The 18523-nt window shown below is 67.0% G+C and carries 21 protein-coding genes; 14 read left to right on the top strand and 7 right to left on the bottom strand.

Annotation, left to right across the window (positions count from 1 at the left end; translation table 11 throughout):
• Positions 1 to 95: 95 nt before the first annotated feature.
• From ROSELON_RS18650 to ROSELON_RS05995, 7 genes are all read left to right on the top strand, one after another.
• Complete coding sequence (locus ROSELON_RS18650) at positions 96 to 1760, top strand: ABC transporter permease subunit (protein WP_245605423.1); 1665 nt, start codon at positions 96 to 98, stop codon at positions 1758 to 1760.
• Between the two features lie 39 nt (positions 1761 to 1799).
• Positions 1800 to 2942: an extracellular solute-binding protein gene (locus ROSELON_RS06020; protein ID WP_025311528.1), complete on the top strand. Its 1143-nt coding sequence runs from the start codon at positions 1800 to 1802 to the stop codon at positions 2940 to 2942.
• A gap of 71 nt (positions 2943 to 3013) precedes the next feature.
• Positions 3014 to 4096, top strand: a complete 1083-nt coding sequence (locus ROSELON_RS06015; protein ID WP_025311527.1) for an ABC transporter ATP-binding protein — start codon at positions 3014 to 3016, stop codon at positions 4094 to 4096.
• 4 nt (positions 4097 to 4100) lie between these two features.
• On the top strand, positions 4101 to 5453 hold the full coding sequence (locus tag ROSELON_RS06010) for an aminotransferase family protein (RefSeq protein ID WP_025311526.1): 1353 nt from the start codon (positions 4101 to 4103) through the stop codon (positions 5451 to 5453).
• A gap of 8 nt (positions 5454 to 5461) precedes the next feature.
• Positions 5462 to 6388 carry a BKACE family enzyme gene (locus tag ROSELON_RS06005; protein WP_025311525.1) on the top strand — a complete coding sequence of 309 codons (927 nt, stop codon included), beginning with the start codon at positions 5462 to 5464 and terminating at the stop codon, positions 6386 to 6388.
• 3 nt (positions 6389 to 6391) lie between these two features.
• Positions 6392 to 6883 carry a GNAT family N-acetyltransferase gene (locus ROSELON_RS06000; protein WP_025311524.1) on the top strand — a complete coding sequence of 164 codons (492 nt, stop codon included), beginning with the start codon at positions 6392 to 6394 and terminating at the stop codon, positions 6881 to 6883.
• Positions 6880 to 7905 carry a histone deacetylase family protein gene (locus ROSELON_RS05995; protein WP_025311523.1) on the top strand — a complete coding sequence of 342 codons (1026 nt, stop codon included), beginning with the start codon at positions 6880 to 6882 and terminating at the stop codon, positions 7903 to 7905. The genes ROSELON_RS06000 and ROSELON_RS05995 overlap by 4 nt, the downstream gene beginning before the upstream one ends.
• Positions 7906 to 7915: 10 nt before the next feature.
• Here the strand turns inward: ROSELON_RS05995 and ROSELON_RS05990 are convergent, their stop codons facing one another.
• From ROSELON_RS05990 to ROSELON_RS18640, 6 genes are all read right to left on the bottom strand, one after another.
• Positions 7916 to 8815, bottom strand: coding sequence for an EamA family transporter (locus tag ROSELON_RS05990; RefSeq protein WP_025311522.1), 900 nt, complete (start codon positions 8813 to 8815; stop codon positions 7916 to 7918).
• A gap of 20 nt (positions 8816 to 8835) precedes the next feature.
• On the bottom strand, positions 8836 to 9000 hold the full coding sequence (locus ROSELON_RS18135) for a hypothetical protein (protein ID WP_156945866.1): 165 nt from the start codon (positions 8998 to 9000) through the stop codon (positions 8836 to 8838).
• Positions 8997 to 9635: a DsbA family oxidoreductase gene (locus ROSELON_RS05985; protein WP_025311521.1), complete on the bottom strand. Its 639-nt coding sequence runs from the start codon at positions 9633 to 9635 to the stop codon at positions 8997 to 8999. The genes ROSELON_RS18135 and ROSELON_RS05985 overlap by 4 nt, the downstream gene beginning before the upstream one ends.
• Positions 9635 to 10258: an NAD(P)H:quinone oxidoreductase gene (wrbA, locus tag ROSELON_RS05980; protein WP_025311520.1), complete on the bottom strand. Its 624-nt coding sequence runs from the start codon at positions 10256 to 10258 to the stop codon at positions 9635 to 9637. Before wrbA ends, ROSELON_RS05985 begins: the two co-directional genes overlap by 1 nt.
• 107 nt (positions 10259 to 10365) lie before the next feature.
• A complete protein-coding gene (locus tag ROSELON_RS18645; RefSeq protein ID WP_245605422.1) occupies positions 10366 to 10941 on the bottom strand; it encodes a substrate binding domain-containing protein in 576 nt (191 codons plus the stop codon).
• A complete protein-coding gene (locus ROSELON_RS18640) occupies positions 10868 to 11254 on the bottom strand; it encodes a LysR family transcriptional regulator (protein WP_245605421.1) in 387 nt (128 codons plus the stop codon). The genes ROSELON_RS18645 and ROSELON_RS18640 overlap by 74 nt, the downstream gene beginning before the upstream one ends.
• 249 nt (positions 11255 to 11503) lie before the next feature.
• Here ROSELON_RS18640 and ROSELON_RS05970 point away from each other — a divergent pair, with 249 nt between their 5' ends.
• The 3 genes from ROSELON_RS05970 to ROSELON_RS05960 all read left to right on the top strand — a co-directional run bounded on the left by ROSELON_RS05970 (position 11504) and on the right by ROSELON_RS05960 (position 14979).
• Positions 11504 to 12337: a CPBP family intramembrane glutamic endopeptidase gene (locus tag ROSELON_RS05970; protein WP_025311519.1), complete on the top strand. Its 834-nt coding sequence runs from the start codon at positions 11504 to 11506 to the stop codon at positions 12335 to 12337.
• Positions 12334 to 13509, top strand: a complete 1176-nt coding sequence (locus tag ROSELON_RS05965; protein WP_025311518.1) for a serine hydrolase domain-containing protein — start codon at positions 12334 to 12336, stop codon at positions 13507 to 13509. The genes ROSELON_RS05970 and ROSELON_RS05965 overlap by 4 nt, the downstream gene beginning before the upstream one ends.
• A gap of 93 nt (positions 13510 to 13602) precedes the next feature.
• Positions 13603 to 14979, top strand: a complete 1377-nt coding sequence (locus tag ROSELON_RS05960; RefSeq protein ID WP_025311517.1) for an NAD-dependent succinate-semialdehyde dehydrogenase — start codon at positions 13603 to 13605, stop codon at positions 14977 to 14979.
• A 117-nt stretch (positions 14980 to 15096) separates the two neighbouring features.
• On the opposite strand, the gene ROSELON_RS05955 is transcribed toward ROSELON_RS05960, so the two are convergent.
• Complete coding sequence (locus ROSELON_RS05955) at positions 15097 to 15864, bottom strand: hydroxypyruvate isomerase family protein (protein ID WP_025311516.1); 768 nt, start codon at positions 15862 to 15864, stop codon at positions 15097 to 15099.
• Positions 15865 to 16264: 400 nt separating this feature from the next.
• On the opposite strand from ROSELON_RS05955, the gene ROSELON_RS05950 reads away from it, so the two are divergent.
• From ROSELON_RS05950 to ROSELON_RS05935, 4 genes are all read left to right on the top strand, one after another.
• Positions 16265 to 16702, top strand: coding sequence for a hypothetical protein (locus ROSELON_RS05950; protein WP_025311515.1), 438 nt, complete (start codon positions 16265 to 16267; stop codon positions 16700 to 16702).
• Positions 16703 to 16773: 71 nt separating this feature from the next.
• Positions 16774 to 17169: a curli-like amyloid fiber formation chaperone CsgH gene (gene csgH / locus ROSELON_RS05945; RefSeq protein WP_025311514.1), complete on the top strand. Its 396-nt coding sequence runs from the start codon at positions 16774 to 16776 to the stop codon at positions 17167 to 17169.
• A gap of 68 nt (positions 17170 to 17237) precedes the next feature.
• Positions 17238 to 17645 carry a hypothetical protein gene (locus tag ROSELON_RS05940; protein WP_025311513.1) on the top strand — a complete coding sequence of 136 codons (408 nt, stop codon included), beginning with the start codon at positions 17238 to 17240 and terminating at the stop codon, positions 17643 to 17645.
• A 180-nt stretch (positions 17646 to 17825) separates the two neighbouring features.
• A complete protein-coding gene (locus ROSELON_RS05935; RefSeq protein WP_025311512.1) occupies positions 17826 to 18515 on the top strand; it encodes a transporter substrate-binding domain-containing protein in 690 nt (229 codons plus the stop codon).
• Positions 18516 to 18523 lie beyond the last annotated feature (8 nt).

Here is an 18523-nt window from a genome sequence, read left to right as displayed (position 1 = left end):
GTATTGATAGCATCAATAGTCGGAATACCAATTAACTATTTGAGGAATGGTTCAGACATTCTCATCCTTTGGCGCGAACGCCACGGGGGAAATGGATGTCGATCGAGGCCCGCGAAGCACGTCAGCCTTGGATCCTGCTGTCGCCAAGCCTGACGGCGATCACGCTGCTGTTGTTCGTGCCGCTTCTGTTCATCCTCGTCTATTCCTTCTGGCTGCGCACGGCCGTGGGCGATGTCGAACCCGCCTTCTCGCTGGAGAACTGGCGCGATGCGGTCACCGACCCGTTCTATCGCGACATCCTGTTGAACACGCTCAAGATCGCGGCCATCACCACGGTGGTCTGCGCCCTGATGGGCTATCCGGCGGCCTATTTCATCGCGCGGGCGCGCGGCAACAAGGCGTTCCTGCTGCTGTTGCTGATGCTGCCCTTCTGGATCAGCTACATCATCCGCACGATGAGCTGGATCTACATCCTCGGCACGTCCGGGGCGCTGAACACCACGCTGATGTGGCTGGGTCTGATCGATGAGCCGATCCAGATGCTCTATAACGAGACGACCGTGATCCTGGGCCTCGTGCATTTCCTGCTGCCGTTCATGGTGCTCAACGTCTATGTCAGCCTCGAAGGGATTGATCGCACGCTCGAGGATGCGGCCGGATCGCTGGGTGCCACCAAGTGGCAGGCGTTCCTGCAGGTCGTGCTGCCGCTGTCGCTGCCCGGCCTCGCCGCCGGGGCGCTTTTGTGCTTTGTCCTCGGGGCGGGCACCTACATCACCCCCGCCGTTCTGGGCGGGCCGCGCGATGCGATGTTCGCCAATCTCGTGTTCGAGGCGATCATTACGCAACTCAACTGGCCGCTCGGGGGCGACGCTGTCGCTGCTCCTGCTGGCGGTGCTGGGTACGCTGGTGATGGTCTACAACCATTTCCTCGGCCTCGGTCAGTTGATGAAGGGGCTCAGTTGATGGGGTGGCGCGCAATCCAGATCTGGACCGTCCTGGTCTACCTGTTCATGTTCCTGCCCATCGTCGTGGTGGTCATGCTCAGCTTCAACGACAGCCAGTTCGGCAGCTTTCCCATGACCGGCCTGTCGCTGCGCTGGTTCGAGGAACTGTTCCAGAACGAGGCGATCCTGCGTGCGCTGCGCACCTCGCTGATCCTCGGGCTGCTGACCGCGTTGATCTCGACCACGCTGGGTGTTTTGGCCAGCCTCGCGCTGGTGCGCTACAACGTGCCCTTCCGCAACGCGATCTCGACCGTGCTGATCGCGCCGATCCTGGTGCCCGAGGTGGTTCTGGCCGTCGCGCTGTTGCTGTTCTTGCAGTTTCTCGGCGTCCACAAAAGCTTCACCCTGCTTCTGCTGGGCCATGTCATCTTTACCCTGCCCTTCGTCATCCTTGTCGTGCAGGCGCGCCTGATGGGCATTCGCCGCGACGTGGAAGAGGCCGCGATGAGCCTTGGCGCCTCGCCGATCCAGACCTTCTTCACCATCACCTTGCCGCTGCTGACGCCGGCGGTGGCGGCCGGGGCGCTGTTCGCCTTCACCATCAGCTTCGATGACATCACCGGCACGCTGTTCTGGAAACCGGGGGGCGTCGAAACGGTGCCCACCCAGATTTTCGCCATGCTCCGCAACTCGATCTCGCCCGAGATCAACGCACTGGGCTCTCTCATGATCATGATCACCGCAGGGTTGCCCATTCTCGGCATGGCGATTTCGCGCTGGCTGTCCGTCCGCAAGAGCCGGCAGCAGGCCAAGTAACCACAAGACCAAGGACCCAAACCCAGGGAGTTTGACGACATGGACAACACCACTCGCTATCAGCGCCTGCTCGAGCGCTATCGCAACGGGGATCTGGATCGCCGGAGTTTCCTCGGCCTGATCGGGGCCGCGGGCCTTGCCTACGGCGTGCAGACCCCCTTTGCCCGCTACGCCCGCGCCCAAGAGGTGACGCAGGTGCGGTTCGACGGCTGGGGCGGCATCGTCTCTGAGGCCTTCCGCGAGCACGCCTTTGCGCCCTACACCGCGGCGACCGGCATCGACGTGGTCGATGGCACCTTCGGCGGCGGCGACGAATACCTCGCCCGCGTGCGTACCAGCCAACCCGGCGAATTCAACATCGCCCACCTGTCGGGCGTGTTCGATTATGCGCGCTATCACAACCTCGGGCTTTCGGTCGAACTGAACGAGGACAATATTCCGAACCTCGGCCTCGTCATGCCCGCGCTCAGCGAGGCATTCCGCTCGATCAGTGGCGGGCCGCTCTCCTGCGTGCCCTACAATTACGGCACGACGGGCATCGCCTATAACCGTGCCTACATCTCGGACGAAGAGGCGCAGGAACAGGGCGCCAACCTGCTGACCAATGCCGCCTACGAGGGCAAGATCGGCGGTTGGAACGACTGGCGCACCCGCGTCTGGTACGGGGCGCTGCAAACCGGGCAGGACCCCAACAACATCGAGGATATGGAGGCCGTCTGGAACGCCGTGCGCGAACACCGCGACCTCGCGCTGCGCTACTGGACCTCGGGCGCCGAATTGATGAGCCTTCTGGCCGAGGAAGAGATCTACGTGACCGAGGGCTGGTCCGGCCGCATCTATGCGCTGCAGGAGCAGGGCCACGATATCGGCTATATCGATCCGCCCAACGGGTTCGGCTGGCAGGAATGTCTCTTCGTCATCGCAGGCTCGCCGGTCGAGGCCTGCGAGGAATTGCTGAACTTCATGCTGGAGCCCGAAACCTCGATCGCCGTGGCCGAAGGGCAGAACTATCCGCCCGCGCTCGACCCGACGCAGGTGGATCTGGGCGACAAGATCCCGACGCTGCCCGCCTTCGATCCGACCGGCACGCTGGATGGCCTGACCTTTGCCGTGCCGGGCTACTGGAACGGCAACGAGCAGGATTGGTCCGAAACCTTCAGCCGCGTCGCGCGCGGGTACTGAAGACACAGACGCGAAACAGGGCGGCCCCACCCACGGGGCCGCCCCCGTCCCGCCAGCCGGAGATCGCCCCCGTGAGCGCCGTCACCCTGACCAATATCGAAAAGAAATTCGGCACATTTACCGCCGTCCACCCGATGTCGCTGGAGATCCCGGAAGGCGAATTCGTGACCCTGCTGGGGCCATCCGGCTGCGGCAAGACGACGACGCTGCGCATGATCGCGGGGCTGCTCGACCCGACGGCGGGCGAGATCACCATCAAGGGCCGGCAGGTGAACCGCCTGCCGATTCACAAGCGCAACCTCGGGATCGTTTTCCAGAACTACGCGCTGTTTCCGCACAAGACGATCGCCGACAACGTGGGGTTCGGCCTGCGCTATCGCAACGTGTCCAAGGCCGACGCCGCCCGCCGCGTGCAAGAGGCGCTGGACCTGGTGCAACTGCCCGATGTGGGTGGCCGCTACCCCTCGGCGCTGTCGGGCGGGCAACAGCAACGTATCGCCCTGGCCCGCGCCATCGTCATCGAACCCGACGTGCTGCTTCTGGACGAACCGCTGTCGGCGCTCGACGCCAACCTGCGCGAGGATATGCGGGTGGAGCTGAAACGCATCCAGCACCGCATCGGCGTGACCTCGATCTTCGTCACCCATGACCAGGCCGAGGCCCTGGCCATGTCCGACCAGATCGTCGTGATGTCGGATGGCCGCGTCGAACAGGTCGGCCCCCCGGAAGCGGTCTACAACGCCCCGGCCAGCGAGTTCGTGGCCAATTTCCTGGGCGCGTCGAACATCTTGCCCGCCGAATGCACCGCACGCGCAGACGGGACGGCCCTGCTGGACGCCGAGGTGTTCGGCCCCGTCCCCGTCCCGGCCGAGAAGGCGCCCAATATCGGCGGGGCCGGGCCGGCCAAGCTGGTCTTGCGCGCCGAAAAGCTGTACCTCGCGCCCCCCGGCCCCACGCCCGAGGGCCATATCGGTGGCGAAGCTACGGTCGAGACCGTCGATTACCAGGGCCAGGCTGTGCGCTATTTCGTGCGCACCCCCGATGGCCGCCAGTTGCAGGCGATCAACATGATCGACGAGCATCCATTCAACGAAGGCGACAACGTGCAGATCCGGTTCCGCCCCCGCGACTGCGCCGCCTTGCCGGGGGCATGACGCCATGACCGAACGACCAAGTTACCTGTTTTACCAGGGCCGTGGCCGCAAACCCGTGCTGGACCAGGCGCGCGGCATCTACATGTGGGACACCGACGGCAAGCGCTATATCGACGGCTCTTCGGGTGCGATGGTCTGCAATATCGGCCATGGCAACGAGAACGTGCTGGCCGCCATGCGCGACCAGATGGAGCGCGCGACCTTTGGCTACCGGCTCCATTTCGAGACCGAAGCGTCCGAGCGCCTGGCCGCGCGCACGGCCGATCTGACGCCCGAGGGGCTGGATCGCGTGTTCTTCGTCTCGGGCGGGTCCGAGGCGGTGGAAAGCGCGATGAAACTGGCGCGTCAGCATGCGCTGGCCACCGGGCAGGCGCAGCGCTGGAAGGTCATCAGCCGGTCCCCCTCGTACCACGGTTGCACGCTGGGGGCGCTGGCCATCACCAGCTATGCGCCCCTGACCGCGCCCTTCGACCCGATGATGCGCGCCATGCCCAAGGTGCCCGCGCCGCGCGCCTATCTCGACGGGCTCGACCCCGAGGACGAGGCGACGGGCCTGCACTATGCCAACATGCTTGAGGACCGGATCATCGAGGAAGGTCCGGAAACCGTGCTTGCCTTTTTCGTCGAACCGGTTGGCGGCGCCTCGACCGGGGCCCTCGTGCCGCCCAGGGGCTATATGGAGCGGGTGCGCGAGATCTGCGACCATTACGGCGTCCTGATGATCCTGGACGAGGTGATGACGGGGGCGGGCCGCACGGGCCGTTTCCTCGCCTCGGAACATTGGGGCATCAGCCCCGACATCATCGTCCTGTCCAAGGGCTATGCCGCGGGCTATGTACCCCTTGGCGCGATGGTGGCCCATACCCGCCTGGTCGAACCTGTTCTGGACGAGGGCGGGTTCCAGCACGGGTTCACCTATGCGGGCAACCCGCTGGCCTGTGCCGCCGGCGCCGCCGTTCTGGAAGAGATCGAACGCCTCGGCCTCGTGCAGAACGCCGCGACCATGGGCGACGCGCTGAAATCCCGGCTTGAAACCCTGATGGACCGCTACCCGATCATCGGGGACGTGCGGGGCAAGGGGTTGCTTCTGGCCTTTGAATTCATGGCCGACCGCCGCAGCAAGGCCCCGCTGCCCGCCCATCTGCGCGCTTTCGACCGGTTCGTGCAGATCGCCTATGACCACGGGCTGATCGTCTATTCCCGGCGCACGCGGGGCGGGGTCGATGGCGATCACGTGCTGGTCTGCCCGCCCATGATCGTGTCCGAGGCGCAGTTGGACGAGATTACCGATCTTCTCGACCGTGCGCTCGCCCAGTTCATGGACGAAATCCGCCCGACCCTTCCCCGCAGCGCCTGACAGGTTCCATGTCCAAGATCCTCATCACCTGCGCGGTCACCGGCTCGATCCACACACCGTCCATGTCGCCGCATCTACCGGTCACGCCCGACGAGATCACCGAACAGGCCCTTGCGGCGGCCGAGGCCGGGGCGGCGGTTCTGCACCTGCACGCGCGCAATCCGCGCACCGGCCAACCCTCGGCCGGGGTCGACGATTTCATGGCGTTTCTGCCACGCCTGAAACAGGGGACGGACGCGGTTCTGAACATCTCGACCGGCGGCAGCGCCGTGATGACGCTGGACCAGCGTCTTGCCGCGCCCAAACGCGCCGAACCCGAGATGTGCAGCCTGAACATGGGCACGATGAATTTCGCACTCTATCCCGCTGCCGACCGGATCACCGAGTGGAAACACGACTGGGAAGAGCCGTTCCTGCGCAACTCCGACGACCTCGTGTTCAAGAACACCCCGCGCGACATCGCCCGCATCCTGACCGAGATGGGAGAAGACCGCGGCGCACGGTTCGAATTCGAATGCTACGATGTCAGCCATCTCTACATGCTGCGCCATTTCGTGGATCGCGGTTTGGTCAAGGCGCCGTTCTTCATCCAGTTCGTCTTTGGCGTTTTGGGCGGCATCGGGCCGGACCCCGAGAACCTGAGCCACATGAAGCTGATTGCCGACAAGCTGTTCGGGGCGGATTACGCCTTTTCCGTGCTGGCCGCCGGACGTCACCAGATCCCGCTTGTCACCATGTCGGCGGCGATGGGGGGGCATGTGCGCGTGGGCCTTGAGGACAGCCTGATGATCGCGCGCGGCGAACTGGCCCGCAGCAATGCCCAGCAGGTCGCCAAGATCCGACGCATCGTCGAGGAGCTGGGCCGCGAGGTCGCCACCCCGGCCGAGGCGCGGGCGATGCTGGGCCTCAAGGGCGCCGAGCGGACTGCGATCTGAGCCATGCCCGACCCGATCACGATCCGCACCGCGCAGAAAGACGACCTGTCCCATCTCGACGGTGCGTTGCGGACGCTGGCCGAAGACCTCGGCGATCCGTATCCCACCGACATCGCGACGCTGGAGCGCGCCGCCTTCGGCGCCTGCCCCTCGATCCGCGCGCAATTGGCCCTGGCCGTGGCCGGGCCCTGTGTCGGCATCGCGCTGGCCTCGCCGCTCTTCTCGACGATGAAGGGCGGCACCGGCGTCTTCGTGTCGGATCTCTGGGTATCCTCCGGGGCGCGGGGGCGCGGCCTTGGCCCGCGCCTTCTGTCCGCCGCCCTGCGCGACGCCACCCGGTCCTGGGGCCGGCCCTTGTTCCTGCGCCTCATGGTCCATGACAGCAACGCCGATGCCCGCCGGTTCTATGGCCGGATGGGGTTCGACGCCTTTCGGGGCATGGACCTCGTGACCCTCGAAGGGGAGGCCCTGACCAATCTGGAGGATTTGCCGTGAGAGCGTTTCTGGACCCCCGCCAGGCCCGCCACGAGCCGCGCCATTTCATGGCCAATGGCGAACGCCTGCCAAACCCCGAAGTGTCCCAGCGGATCGAGATCCTGCGCGCCGGGGCCGAGGCTGCGGGGTGTCGCTTCGAGGCCCCGTCAGATGCCGGTCTCGGCCCCATCGCGGCCGTGCATGGCGCGGATTACATCCAGTTCCTGCGCAACATCTACACCCGCTGGCGGCGCATCGACGGCGCGGGGGACGAGGTCATCCCCAACATCCACCCCGCCACCCGCACCGATGGCTACCCGAAATCCGCCGTCGGTCAGGCCGGGTTTCACCAGGCCGACACGGCCTGCCCCATCGCCGAAGGCACGTGGGAGGCCGCCTATTGGTCGGCGCAATCGGCCATCGCCGGGGCCGACGCGCTGTTGGAGGGCACCCGCACCGCCTATGTCCTCAGCCGCCCGCCGGGGCACCACGCCTTTGCGGATCTTGCCGGGGGGTTCTGCTTTCTCAACAACTCCGCCATCGCGGCCCAGCGCCTGACGGCGGCGGGACGGCGCGTCGCGATCCTCGATGTCGATGTGCATCACGGCAATGGAACGCAAGGCATCTTCTACGCGCGCGGCGACGTTCTGACCGTCTCGATCCATGCCGATCCCGAACGCTTCTACCCGTTCTTCTGGGGCTATGCGCAGGAACGCGGCCAGGGGCCCGGCCTCGGCCAGAACCTGAACCTGCCCTTACCGCGCGGCACCGATGACCAAGCCTATCTCGCCAGCCTCGAGATCGCGTTGGAACGGGTCGCGGCGTTCGGGGCAGATGCGCTGGTCGTGGCGCTGGGTCTCGACATCCATATCGACGACCCGTTCCAGGGTTTCGCGGTGACGACAGAGGGCTTGCGCGCGATCGGTCGCCGGATCGCGCAAACCGGGCTGGACTGCCTGATGGTTCAGGAGGGCGGCTATGTCTCTGACGCGCTGGGGCGTAACCTGACGGCGTTCTTGTTGGGACATGGGGACAACGCCTGAGCCGGCGCGGTCAGGCGGTCTTGGCACCGGGGGTGACGGCGCGCGGCCGGCCCGCCGCGGCCGAGGGGCGATTGGCGCGCTGGCCCACCCAGACCGAGCCCAGCACGACCACCGCGCCCAGCGCCTGCAGGGGCGACAGCGCTTGGCCCAGCACCACCCAGCCCAGCGCCACGGCGGTAACGGGGCTCATCATGCCCAGCATGGCGACCGCACCGGGCTCGATCCGGGCCACCCCCCGGAACCACAGCGCATAGGTCGCCGCCGCCCCCACAAGGCCAAGCCAGACCAGCCCCGCAAGGTTCGTGCCCGTCAGCGGCGGCAGCGCAGGCTCGAGGATCAGCGCAAGGGGCAAAAGGATCAGACCGCCCGCCGTCAACTGCCATGCGGTGAAGCTGAGGGCCGAGACAGGCGGCTGCCATTTCCGGCTAAGGACCGTGCCCGCCGCCATGGACGCCGCCCCGCCAAGGCCCGCCGCAACCCCCACGGGGTCCAGCGCCGCGTCGGGGCCGACCAGCAGCAACGCAACGCCCGCGACGCCCGTCGCGGCGGCCGCCACGGCCCCTGCGCGGATCGGGGTGCCCAGCCAGCCGCGCGCCATGAAAAGGACCATCATGGCCTGCAACGAGCCCAACGTGGCCGCGACACCGCCCGGCAGCCGGTAGGCCGCCACGAACAGCAGCACCCAGAACAGGGCGAAATTGAAACTGCCCAGCAGAAAGGCCCGCCCCAGCCAGGCACGGGGCGGCAGACAGCGCGTCACCGCCAGCAGCAGCAGCCCCGCCGGCAAGGCGCGCAGCGCGGCCATCGTGACGGGATAGCCCTGGGGCAGTGCCTCGGTCGTGACCAGATAGGTGCTGCCCCACACCGACGGGGCCAGCGCCGTCAAAAGGATGTCGGTCGTGCGTGACATGGCGCGGTTCCTTTCCGGGCTTACCAATAGAGATGCGATCGCAGGCTGGGCGGGGCCGGCCAGGGGTCGAGGCCGATGTCCCGCATCAGATGCGGGGACAGGTGGCGTGGCACCCCGCGAGGAACGCGGCGACGGTGCAGGGTTTCGCGGCGGAAGAACGGGAAGGTCATGGGGGATCCTTTCATGCGGCAAGGCGCAGCGCGGCGCGGATCTGCGCGGCAAGATCGGCGCGCGGACCGTTGACAAGGCGGCTGCCGGTTTCGCGGATGATGAGGGTGGGGACCGAGCGGACCTGAAGCGCGCGGGCCAATTGCCGGTCCGTTTCGACCGCCTGCGCGGTGGCCGGGTCGTCGAACAGCGTGGCGAAGGCGGCGGCCTCGAACCCGAGGTCGCGCGCGACCTCAAGCACGACCTCGGGCTCCGCGATATTGCGCGCCGCGCTCAGATGCGCGCGCTGCGAGCGGTCGAACATGTCCCAATGGGCGCCCTGACCTGCCAGCCGTTCGGCGGCCTTGCACCCGCGCGCCGCCGTCATGCCGTGCGGATAGTCGAACGGGGCGGCCCGCATCGCATCGATATCGACAAGATCGGGCCGGTCGCTGACGGATCGGCAGGCCGCCCAGTGGTCCAGAATGGTGGCGCGGGCCTGTGCCGGGGTGCCCCAGCGCGCGGCCATCTCGGCGCGACTGGCCTGCAGAACAAAGCTGCGATGCCGGATGTCGAGGTCGAATTCGACCGCCAGGTCGCGCATCCGCGACGAGACTTTGAAGCACCAGCAGCACACGACGTCGTGAAAGAAATCGATGGTCAGCGACGGCATCACGCGGCCTCCTGCGACAGGTCGGCCCCGGCCAGCCGCGCGGCGATGCGCGCGACATGCGCGCCCTGGAACCGCGCGCCGGCAAGGTCGGTCTCGGTGGGGGCGCGCGACCCGTCGGCCCCGGCGATGGTTCCCGCCCCGTAGGGCGCACCGCCGATGATCCCCTCGGCTGTCGTCTGCCCGGCAAAGCTGTAGGGCATGCCGGCGATCAGCATGCCGAAATGCTGGAGCGGGATCTGGCTGGACAGCAGCGTCGCCTCGTGCCCGCCATGCTGCGACCCGGTCGAGGCAAAGACGGCGGCGACCTTGCCGACCAGCGCATTGCGCGCCCAAAGGCCACCGGCCTGGTCGAGAAAGGATTTCATCTGCCCGGCCATCATCCCGAACAGGGTCGGCGTGCCGAGGATGAGGCCGTCATACCCCTCCAGATCGGCGGGGCTGGCGACGGGCGTGTCGTCGGCGGCGAACCCGGCCTTGTGCCGGATCTGCTCGGGGACGGTTTCGGGCACGCGCCGCAACTCGACATGGGTGCCTGGCACGCTGCGCGCGCCCTCGGCCTCGGCCTGCGCCAGGGCGCGGACATGGCCGTAGCTGGAATAGTAGAGAACGAGAATGCGGGTCATGGGATCCTCTCGGGGCAAGGGGTGTCACTGCCCGAAAAGATCGGCGATGCGGCCGGCCGGAATAACCGGTGCGGTCTCACATCAGTCTTAACGCTGGTTGAAGAATGTCAGGCCCGCAGCACCGCACCCAGATGGTCGAGAAAGGCCGTGACCTTGGCGTCCATCCCCAGGCGCGAGGCCGTCACGGCGAAGACCTCGGGGGCGGGCAACGCCCACTCCGGCAGCACGCGGACAAGGGCACCTTCGGCTTCGGGCGCAGCCGAAACGAAATCCGGCAAGGTGCCGATGCCCTGCCCGGCCATCAGCAGGTCCCGCAACACAAGGCTGTTGCCGACCCGCACCGGGGGATCGAGCTCGACCGGGGTGGTTCCATCCGGCCCGCGCAGGGCCCATGACGTCAGATGGTCGGCCAGCAGAAACCCGATCACACGGTGTTGCTGCAACTCTTCGGGGGTCGATGGCACCCCGACGCGCCGCAGATAGGCGGGCGCGGCAAAGATCCGTTGCCGGACCGTGCCGATCTTGCGCGCCACCAGCGCCGAATCGGGCATAGACGGCCGGATACGGATCGACAGGTCGAAGCCACCCTCGACCATGTCGACCACCCGGTCATCCATCGACAGGGTCAGGCGCAGGTCGGGATACGCGTCCAGAAAGGCGGGCAGCATGGGCGCGATGACCATCTGCCCGAACGAACTGGGCGCGTTGACCTTCAGGTCGCCCCCGCACCGCCCCCGCCCCGTCGCGAATGCGCGTCTCGGCCTGCGTCACCGCGTCGAGGATGCCCGCCGCCGCGTCATAATAGAGCCGCCCCGCATCGGTCAGGGACATGGACCGCGTCGTCCGCGTCAGCAGCGTCGTGCCCAGGCTTTCCTCCAACAGCTTGATCTCGCGGCTCAGCAAGGCGGGCGACACGCCCAGATCCTCGGCCGCGCGCCCAAAGCTGCCGCGGTCGACGATGCGGCGAAAGGCATGCATGACGGAAAGCTTGTCCATATCGGGTCCGGGTCAGTCGGTGCAGGGTCGCCGCGTGGCCGCCGGCGACAGACAGAGCCTAGCACGGACGGGGCCGGCGCGCATGGCGGCGATCGACGGCGCCTGTCGGGGCGGCCGCGCGCCCCCGGCCCATCGCGCCACGAACGCCCCGGCGATCGGCGCGGGGCGCTTGATACAGAACAAAGAAACCGGGGCCGAAACCGGCGACGGTGCGCGCGCTCCCTGTTATGGCTACCTATGGGATTCATCATGTCCGTTTCACTGGATCACCGCGCCCCCCGCGTTCCGGCGGCCGCCCTGCTGGCCTTTCTGGTTCTGGCATTCGCGATCACATGGGGTGTGATCGGCAGCTACATCTACTGGCCCGATGTCATGACCGCGCGTTTCGGCGCGATCAGCGGCGCGCACCCGTTCTTCTTTCTGGCCACCTGGGCCCCCGCCATCGCGGCTTTTGCGGTGGTCCTGCTGTTCGGCGGCCTGTCCGGCCTGCGCGGGTTCCTGTCACGGCTGCTCATGTGGCGCTGTCCGGCGCCCTGGTGGGGGATGATCCTGGTTGTGATCCCGCTTGTGTTCATGGCCGGCTCGCTGATCAAGGGCGGGCCGCTGCTTGCGCCGATCCCGCCCGAAGGCGTGGGCGCGGTGGTGGCGTTGATGTTCATGATGCTGCTGCTCGGCCCGATCGAGGAGTTCGGCTGGCGCGGTGTCGCGCAACCGTTGTTGCAGCGCTTCATGGCCCCCGTCTGGGCCGGGGCGCTGATCGGGGCGATCTGGGGCATCTGGCATCTGCCGGCCTTTTACCTGGCCGGGGTGGTCTTTGCGGAATGGAGCTTTCTGCCCTTCTTCATCGGCAACGTCACGCTGGCCATATTGGTCACGCCGATCTTCAACGCCGCGCGGGGCAGCCTGCTGTTGCCGATGCTGTTTCACTGGCAATTGATCAACCCGTTCTGGCCCGACGCCCAGCCCTGGGACACGTGGCTGCTGGTGGGCGTCGCGGCGGTGGTCGTCTGGTGGAAGCGGGACATGATGTTCACGCGCATGGGCGCCGTGACCGAGGTCATCCCCGGCGAGGCGCGGACATGATCCGGCGCGCTTGCGCCACGCTTGCGGCCACATGGGTCGCGCTTTGTGGGCCGGCCTGGTCCGACACGCTGGCGGATCGGATGCAGGGGGTGCTGGACGAAGTCCGGCAAGACTACGGCTTTCCCGGCGCGACGGCGGCGATCGCGCTGCCCGACGGTCAGGTCGTCACCGTCGCCTCGGGTCTGGCGGATATCGAGGCGGCCATCCCGATGACGCCGCAAACCCGGATGCTGGCCGCCAGCATCGGCAAGAGCTTCGTCGCCATGACCGCCCTGTCGCTGGAGGCCGAGGGCCTTCTGGACCGGGCCGACCTCGTCTCGGATCATCTGGGGCATCACGACTGGTATTCCGACCTGCCCAACCACGCCACCATGACCGTGGGCGACCTGATGCGCCACGAGGCCGGCTTGCCCGACCACGTCCACCTTGCCCTGTTTCAGGCCGAGATGGCGGCGCGCATGGCGGCTGGCGCGGCCGCAATCCCGCCCGAGGAGGCCATCGCCTTCCTTGCCGGGGCCGACCCGCTGTTCCCCGCGGGGCAGGGGTGGGCCTATTCCGATACCGGCTACCTGCTGCTGGGTCTGGTGATCGAGGCGGCAAGCGACAGCGCCTATTACGATCTGGTGGCCGCGCGTCTGCTGCGGCCCCTGGGCCTGACCGCGACCACCCCGTCGGACAGGCCCCGGTTGCCGGATCTCGCCGTGGGATATGTGGCCGAGGGCAATCCCTTCGGCCTGCCCACGCGCACGATGGACGCGGATGGCGCGCTGCTCTGGGACCCCGGCATGGAATGGACCGGCGGCGGCCTCGTCTCGACCTCGCGCGATCTGGCGTCCTGGGGCCATGCGCTGTTCGGCGGCAACGCGCTCGACACCCCCTATCTCGACCAGTTGCTCGACGGCATTCCCGTTGCGCCCGAGGCCCCCGATATCCGCTATGGCGCGGGCGTGGCGATCTATGCCGACACGCCGCGCGGCGCGGTCTATGGCCATGGCGGCTGGATCCCCGGCTATGTGTCCAGCCTGCGCCATTATGCCGATCCCGGCGTGACCGTCGCGTTTCAGATCAACACCGATATCGGCATCGCCGATGACGGCACCGATCTGGTGCCGACACTCGAGGCGGCGCTTGCCGATCTGGCCCTGTCCTTGGTCGGCGCAGCAGACCGTTAGCCCCCGCGGCGGCCTGACGGGGTGCCTTTCGCCCCCGAAACAGGAACCTTCCGGCGTTCCGCGTGTTCCTTCCCAAATTCCAAAGGAAGCGACATGCCAACCATCACGACGATCAATCCCGCCACCGAAGAGGAGATCCAGACCTATACCCTCATGACCGAGGAGGAGGCGACAGACCGGGTCGCGGCCTGTCACAAGGCCTTTCTGGATTGGCGCAGGCTGTCGCATGCGGACAGGGCCCCGTACCTGACCCGGATCGCGAAGAAACTGCGCGACAATGCCCAAGACCTTGCCGCCCTGATGACCCGCGAAACCGGCAAGCTATTGAAGGACGGGTTGACCGAGGTCGAGATCTGCGCCGCAATTTTCGACTACACCGCCAAGACCGGCCCCGATGCGCTGGCCGATGAAAACCGCACCCACGGCCCCGAGGGCAAACGCGGGATCGTCACCTATCAGCCCATCGGCGTGATCTACTCGATCCAGCCGTGGAACTTTCCGTTGTACCAGCCGGTGCGGGTTCTGGCGGCCAACCTGATGGCGGGCAATGGCTGTGTTCTGAAACATGCCAGTATCTGCACCGGCAGCGGCCTGCGTCTGCGCGAGTTGTGCATCGAGGCCGGTCTGCCCGAAGACCTGTTTCAGGTCATCCTGATCGACCATGACACCAGCGACAAGGTGATCGAACATTCCCTTGTGCGGGGCGTCACCATGACCGGCAGCGACGCTGCTGGGCGCCATATCGGCGCCACCGCCGCCAAAGCGCTGAAAAAGTCGGTGCTCGAGCTTGGGTCGAACGACGCCTATCTCGTGCTCGGGGATGCCGATATCGAAACGGCGGTCAAATACTCGGTCGTCGGGCGGCTCTACAACAACGGGGAAACCTGCGTGTCGGCCAAGCGCTTCATCGTCACCGACACGGTCTATGATGCCTTTGTCGGGGCGTATGTCGATGCGATGAAGGACGTGGTCATGGGCGACCCCACGGACGAGGCGACACAGCTTGGGCCGCTGTCCAGCGCCGACCAGTTGGACACCGTCAAGGATCAGGTCGCGCGCAGCGTCGAACAGGGGGCCACCGTCCTGTGCGGCGGCACCGCGCCCGATCGCACCGGGGCCTATTACCCCGCGACCGTTCTGGCCGATCTGGCCCCCGGCATGCCCGCCCATGACGACGAGATCTTTGGCCCCGTCGCATCGATCATCCGCGCCCGAGATGATGCCGACGCCATGCGTCTGGCCAACAGCAGCCGCTATGGCCTGGGTGGCGGCATCTTCTCGCAGGACGAAGACCGCGCAATCGCGCTGGCCCGCACCGAGTTCGACACCGGTATGGTGCGCATCAACTCTTTCGGGGCGGCCGACCCGAACATGCCGTTCGGCGGGGTCAAGGACTCGGGGTATGGGCGCGAACATGGCGGCTTTGGCATGAAGGAATTCGTCAACGCCAAAGCCGTGTTCTTGCCCTAGGGCGCGCCCCGTCCTCCGACAAACCGGTCGCCCGGCCCCGTGGGCGGCCGGGTGCCTGGCCCGCCCCGGCCGCGCAGCATACACGACCGCGCCCGCGTGCAATCGCGGGGCGTTGGCCTATGCCAATCGCTTTGCGTCCTGTAACCAGCCCAAGCTGCCCTCGACCGGACCGGCAGGCCGATACTCGGCCCCGATGGGGCGCGTCCACCCCGCCTGCGCCAGCATCGCGAACACCTCGGCATAATCCACCGCGCCGTGATCGGGCGGGCCACGGTCGGGCACGGCGGCGATCTGGATATGCCCGATCAGCGGCAGCAGCGCCGTCAACCGCCGGGTCACATCGCCCTCGGTCCGGCCCACATGGTAACAGTCGAACATCAGCTTCAGGTTTGGGGCATCCATGGCCGCAATGATCTCGGCCGCCTGCGCCGTGTCGCACAGGAAATACCCCGGTGCATCATGGGCGTTCAGCGGTTCGATCAGCACCGTGATGCCATAGGGTTCGGCCAGATCGCAGGCAAAGCGAAGGTTCGACCGAAAGATGCCATCGGCCTCGCGCCCCGTGGCAAAGCCGGCCATCACATGCACCGCCTCGGCCCCGGTGGCGACGGCATAGGCCATCGCATCCTCGATGGCCCTGCGCGCTTCGGGCTCGCGGTCGCATAGGGCCGACAGCCCGAAACACCCGTCGCCGTCCCCGCGCGCGGTATTCAGCCCCAAGAGCGGCAGGCCCGTTTCTTCCAACGCGGCGCGGACCGCCCCGGCATCCTGCTTATGGGGCCAATGGCATTCGACCGCGTCGAACCCCGCCGCCGCCGCCCGGCGGATCGCGTCCGGCAGGGGCAACTCGGCCCACAGAAACCCCAGATTCGCAGAAAAGCGCATGCCGCCCCCCATTTTACCCCGTGCGCGCGCCGCCGTGCCCGCCGATACACGCCCTTAAGCCATGCTTAATCCCCGCACCCGCCGCCAATGCGCCCGGCCATTCGGCCCGTCAGGCGATAACGCCGCGGCACGCCCAAAAAACACAAGGATATCACCAATGGTATCGCATCGGACGCCGGGCGAACAGAGATGCATCAAACATCTGTTTTAAAATATATTTCTGGACTGTCATTGGATAACCGGCCGCTGTCATCGCCTTTCCCGGCGGTGAAATTGCCTGACATCGGGGGCTTGGGCAAATGTTTGGTCATCGGCTCACGGGGCGCACCCCAACCGGCCGATAACCGAACACGACACCGCAACCACCTGAAGCAAACCTTCAATTAAAGGACCTTCCGACATGACCTTCTCGATCCTCAAGACCGCCACCGCCTCGCTGGTTCTGGCAGCCGCATTTTCGGCCCCCGCCATGGCGAACTGCAACAGCGCCTACCTGGAACAGTGGGGCGGCGGCAACGGCGTCGCCATCGAGCAGTACGGGTTCTGCAACGGAACCAGCGTCATCCAGAACGGCTGGGGCAACACGACCATGACCTTCACCGACGGTGCCTTCAACACCACCGCCATCGGCCAGCAGGGGTACGGGAACGAGGCCTATACCGCCCAGGGCGGGGTGGGCAACGCCACCGGCATCGCGCAATTCGGGCGCAACAATCGCGCCGACACCACCGTGGGCGGCCGCAACAACGCCGTCGGCGTGATCCAGGTGGGCAACGGCAACAGCGCCGAAACCCGGCAATACGGTTCGGGCAATGTCGCGCTGATCATCCAGGACTGACCGGATCATCGGGTGCGCGGCCCGCCGCCGCGCGCCCGCCACCTTCCCACCCCGATCGAAAGGACCGGCCCATGACCCTCAACGCATTCCCCCGCACCGCGACGACCCGTATCGCCCTCGGCACCGCATTGGTCGCGGCCGTCCTTGGCTGCACGGCCATCGCCGGCTCTGGCCCCGAGGCCGCGCCCTCGGCCCCGCTCACCTGTTCCGTGGCGGTCACCGAATCCGGCCCCAGCCTGGTGATCGAGGGCGTCGTCGAAGCCCGCCGCGCCCTGTCGGGCAGCTACAGCCTGATCGTCACCGGCCCCGGTACCCACATGACTCAGGGCGGCCCGATCTCGGCCATGGCCGGTGAAACCCTGCGCCTGGGCCGGGTGCAGATGGGCGGCACCGCGACCCGTGGCCTGCAGGCCGATCTGACCGTCGAGGTCGGCGGCGACACCTACCACTGCCCGACCGACCTTTGAGATCCCGGCGGCGCGCGCGCCCTGTGCCGCCGCCCCCCACCACCCCCTTCTGCCAAAGGACCAAACCCATGTTCAAGAAAGCCACCCTCGCCCTTGCCCTCGTTGCGTCGACCACGCTTGCCGCGGTGCCGGCTGCGGCCAACGGCACGCTCAGCTTCACGCTGAACGCCAACACCCAGCAGGAGGCCGACGCCATCCGCGCCGGGTTGACGCTCTACCAGATCGTGCAAGGCGTCGAATCCGGGGCCTTCGTTCACCAGAACGGCCGGTTGAACGGCGCGGCCATCGCGCAGGTCGCCGGTGCCGGATCGGTCGGGGTCATCCATCAGGACGGCAACGGCCATAATGCCACGCTGCGCCAGCAGGGCCATGGACAGGCCCACGGCATCTTTCAGTTCGGCAACGGCGCACAGGCCAATGTCGTTCAAAGGGCCCATGGTCAGACCGGTCTGACCTTTCAGTTCGGCCTGGACTGAGGTCCAGCCGATGCCGGGCGTCTGGCCCTTTTCCTGGTCCCGTTTCCCCGGCCAGGCGCCCGGCACCCCACATGCGTGGTCACCAACCAGACTGCCCCCTCGCGCCACGCCGGGGGGCTTTTTTCTGCGCGTTCCGGGCGCAACAGGCTAGGCTGGGCGAAACACGACGCAGGGGGACATATGGAAATCGACCTCGAAAGCCTGAAGGATCACGGCGATCTGCGCGTGGCGATCAACACCGGCAACCGCGCCCTCGTCCAGCAGGTGGACGGCGGTCTGCGCGGGGTCAGCCCGGCACTTGCCCGCCGTCTGGCCGATCACCTGAAGGCCCGGATGATCCCGGTGCTCTATTCCGGCGCGGGTCCTGTCTTTGCCGATGCCGACAAGGATGTCTGGGATGTCGCCTTTCTGGCCATTGACCCGATCCGCGCCCGCAAGGTCAGCTTCACGCGCCCCTATCACCGGATCGAGGCCACCTTCGCCACCCGTCGCGGCAGCCCGTTTTCCACGCCGGGTGAGGTTGATCGCCCCGGCGTCACGATCCTCAGTTCCGTCGGCTCGGCCTATGACCTCTGGCTCAAGGCCAACCTGCAGCACGCCACGCTCGACCATGCCGCCACGCCGGGCGAAAGCTTCGCGGCGTTCCGCGCCGGTCAGGGCGACGTGGTCGCGGGCATCCGCGCGTCGCTGCACCGGGCCTTTTCCGAAGACGACGAGATCGAGGTAATGGACGGAACACTGACGTCGGTCGATCAGGCCATGGTCCTGCCCCGCCCCAAGGACCCGCGCATTGCTGCCCTCGACATGTTCGTCGAACATTCCATCGCGGATGGCTTCGTTGCGGATGAACTTGAAAAATCCGCGAGGTAGAGGGACGT

It is taken from the genome of Roseibacterium elongatum DSM 19469 (assembly GCF_000590925.1).
Taxonomy (GTDB): Bacteria; Pseudomonadota; Alphaproteobacteria; order Rhodobacterales; family Rhodobacteraceae; genus Roseibacterium; species Roseibacterium elongatum.
Note: the sequence above shows the minus strand (reverse complement) of the source record. Positions and strands in the feature narration are given on the sequence as shown.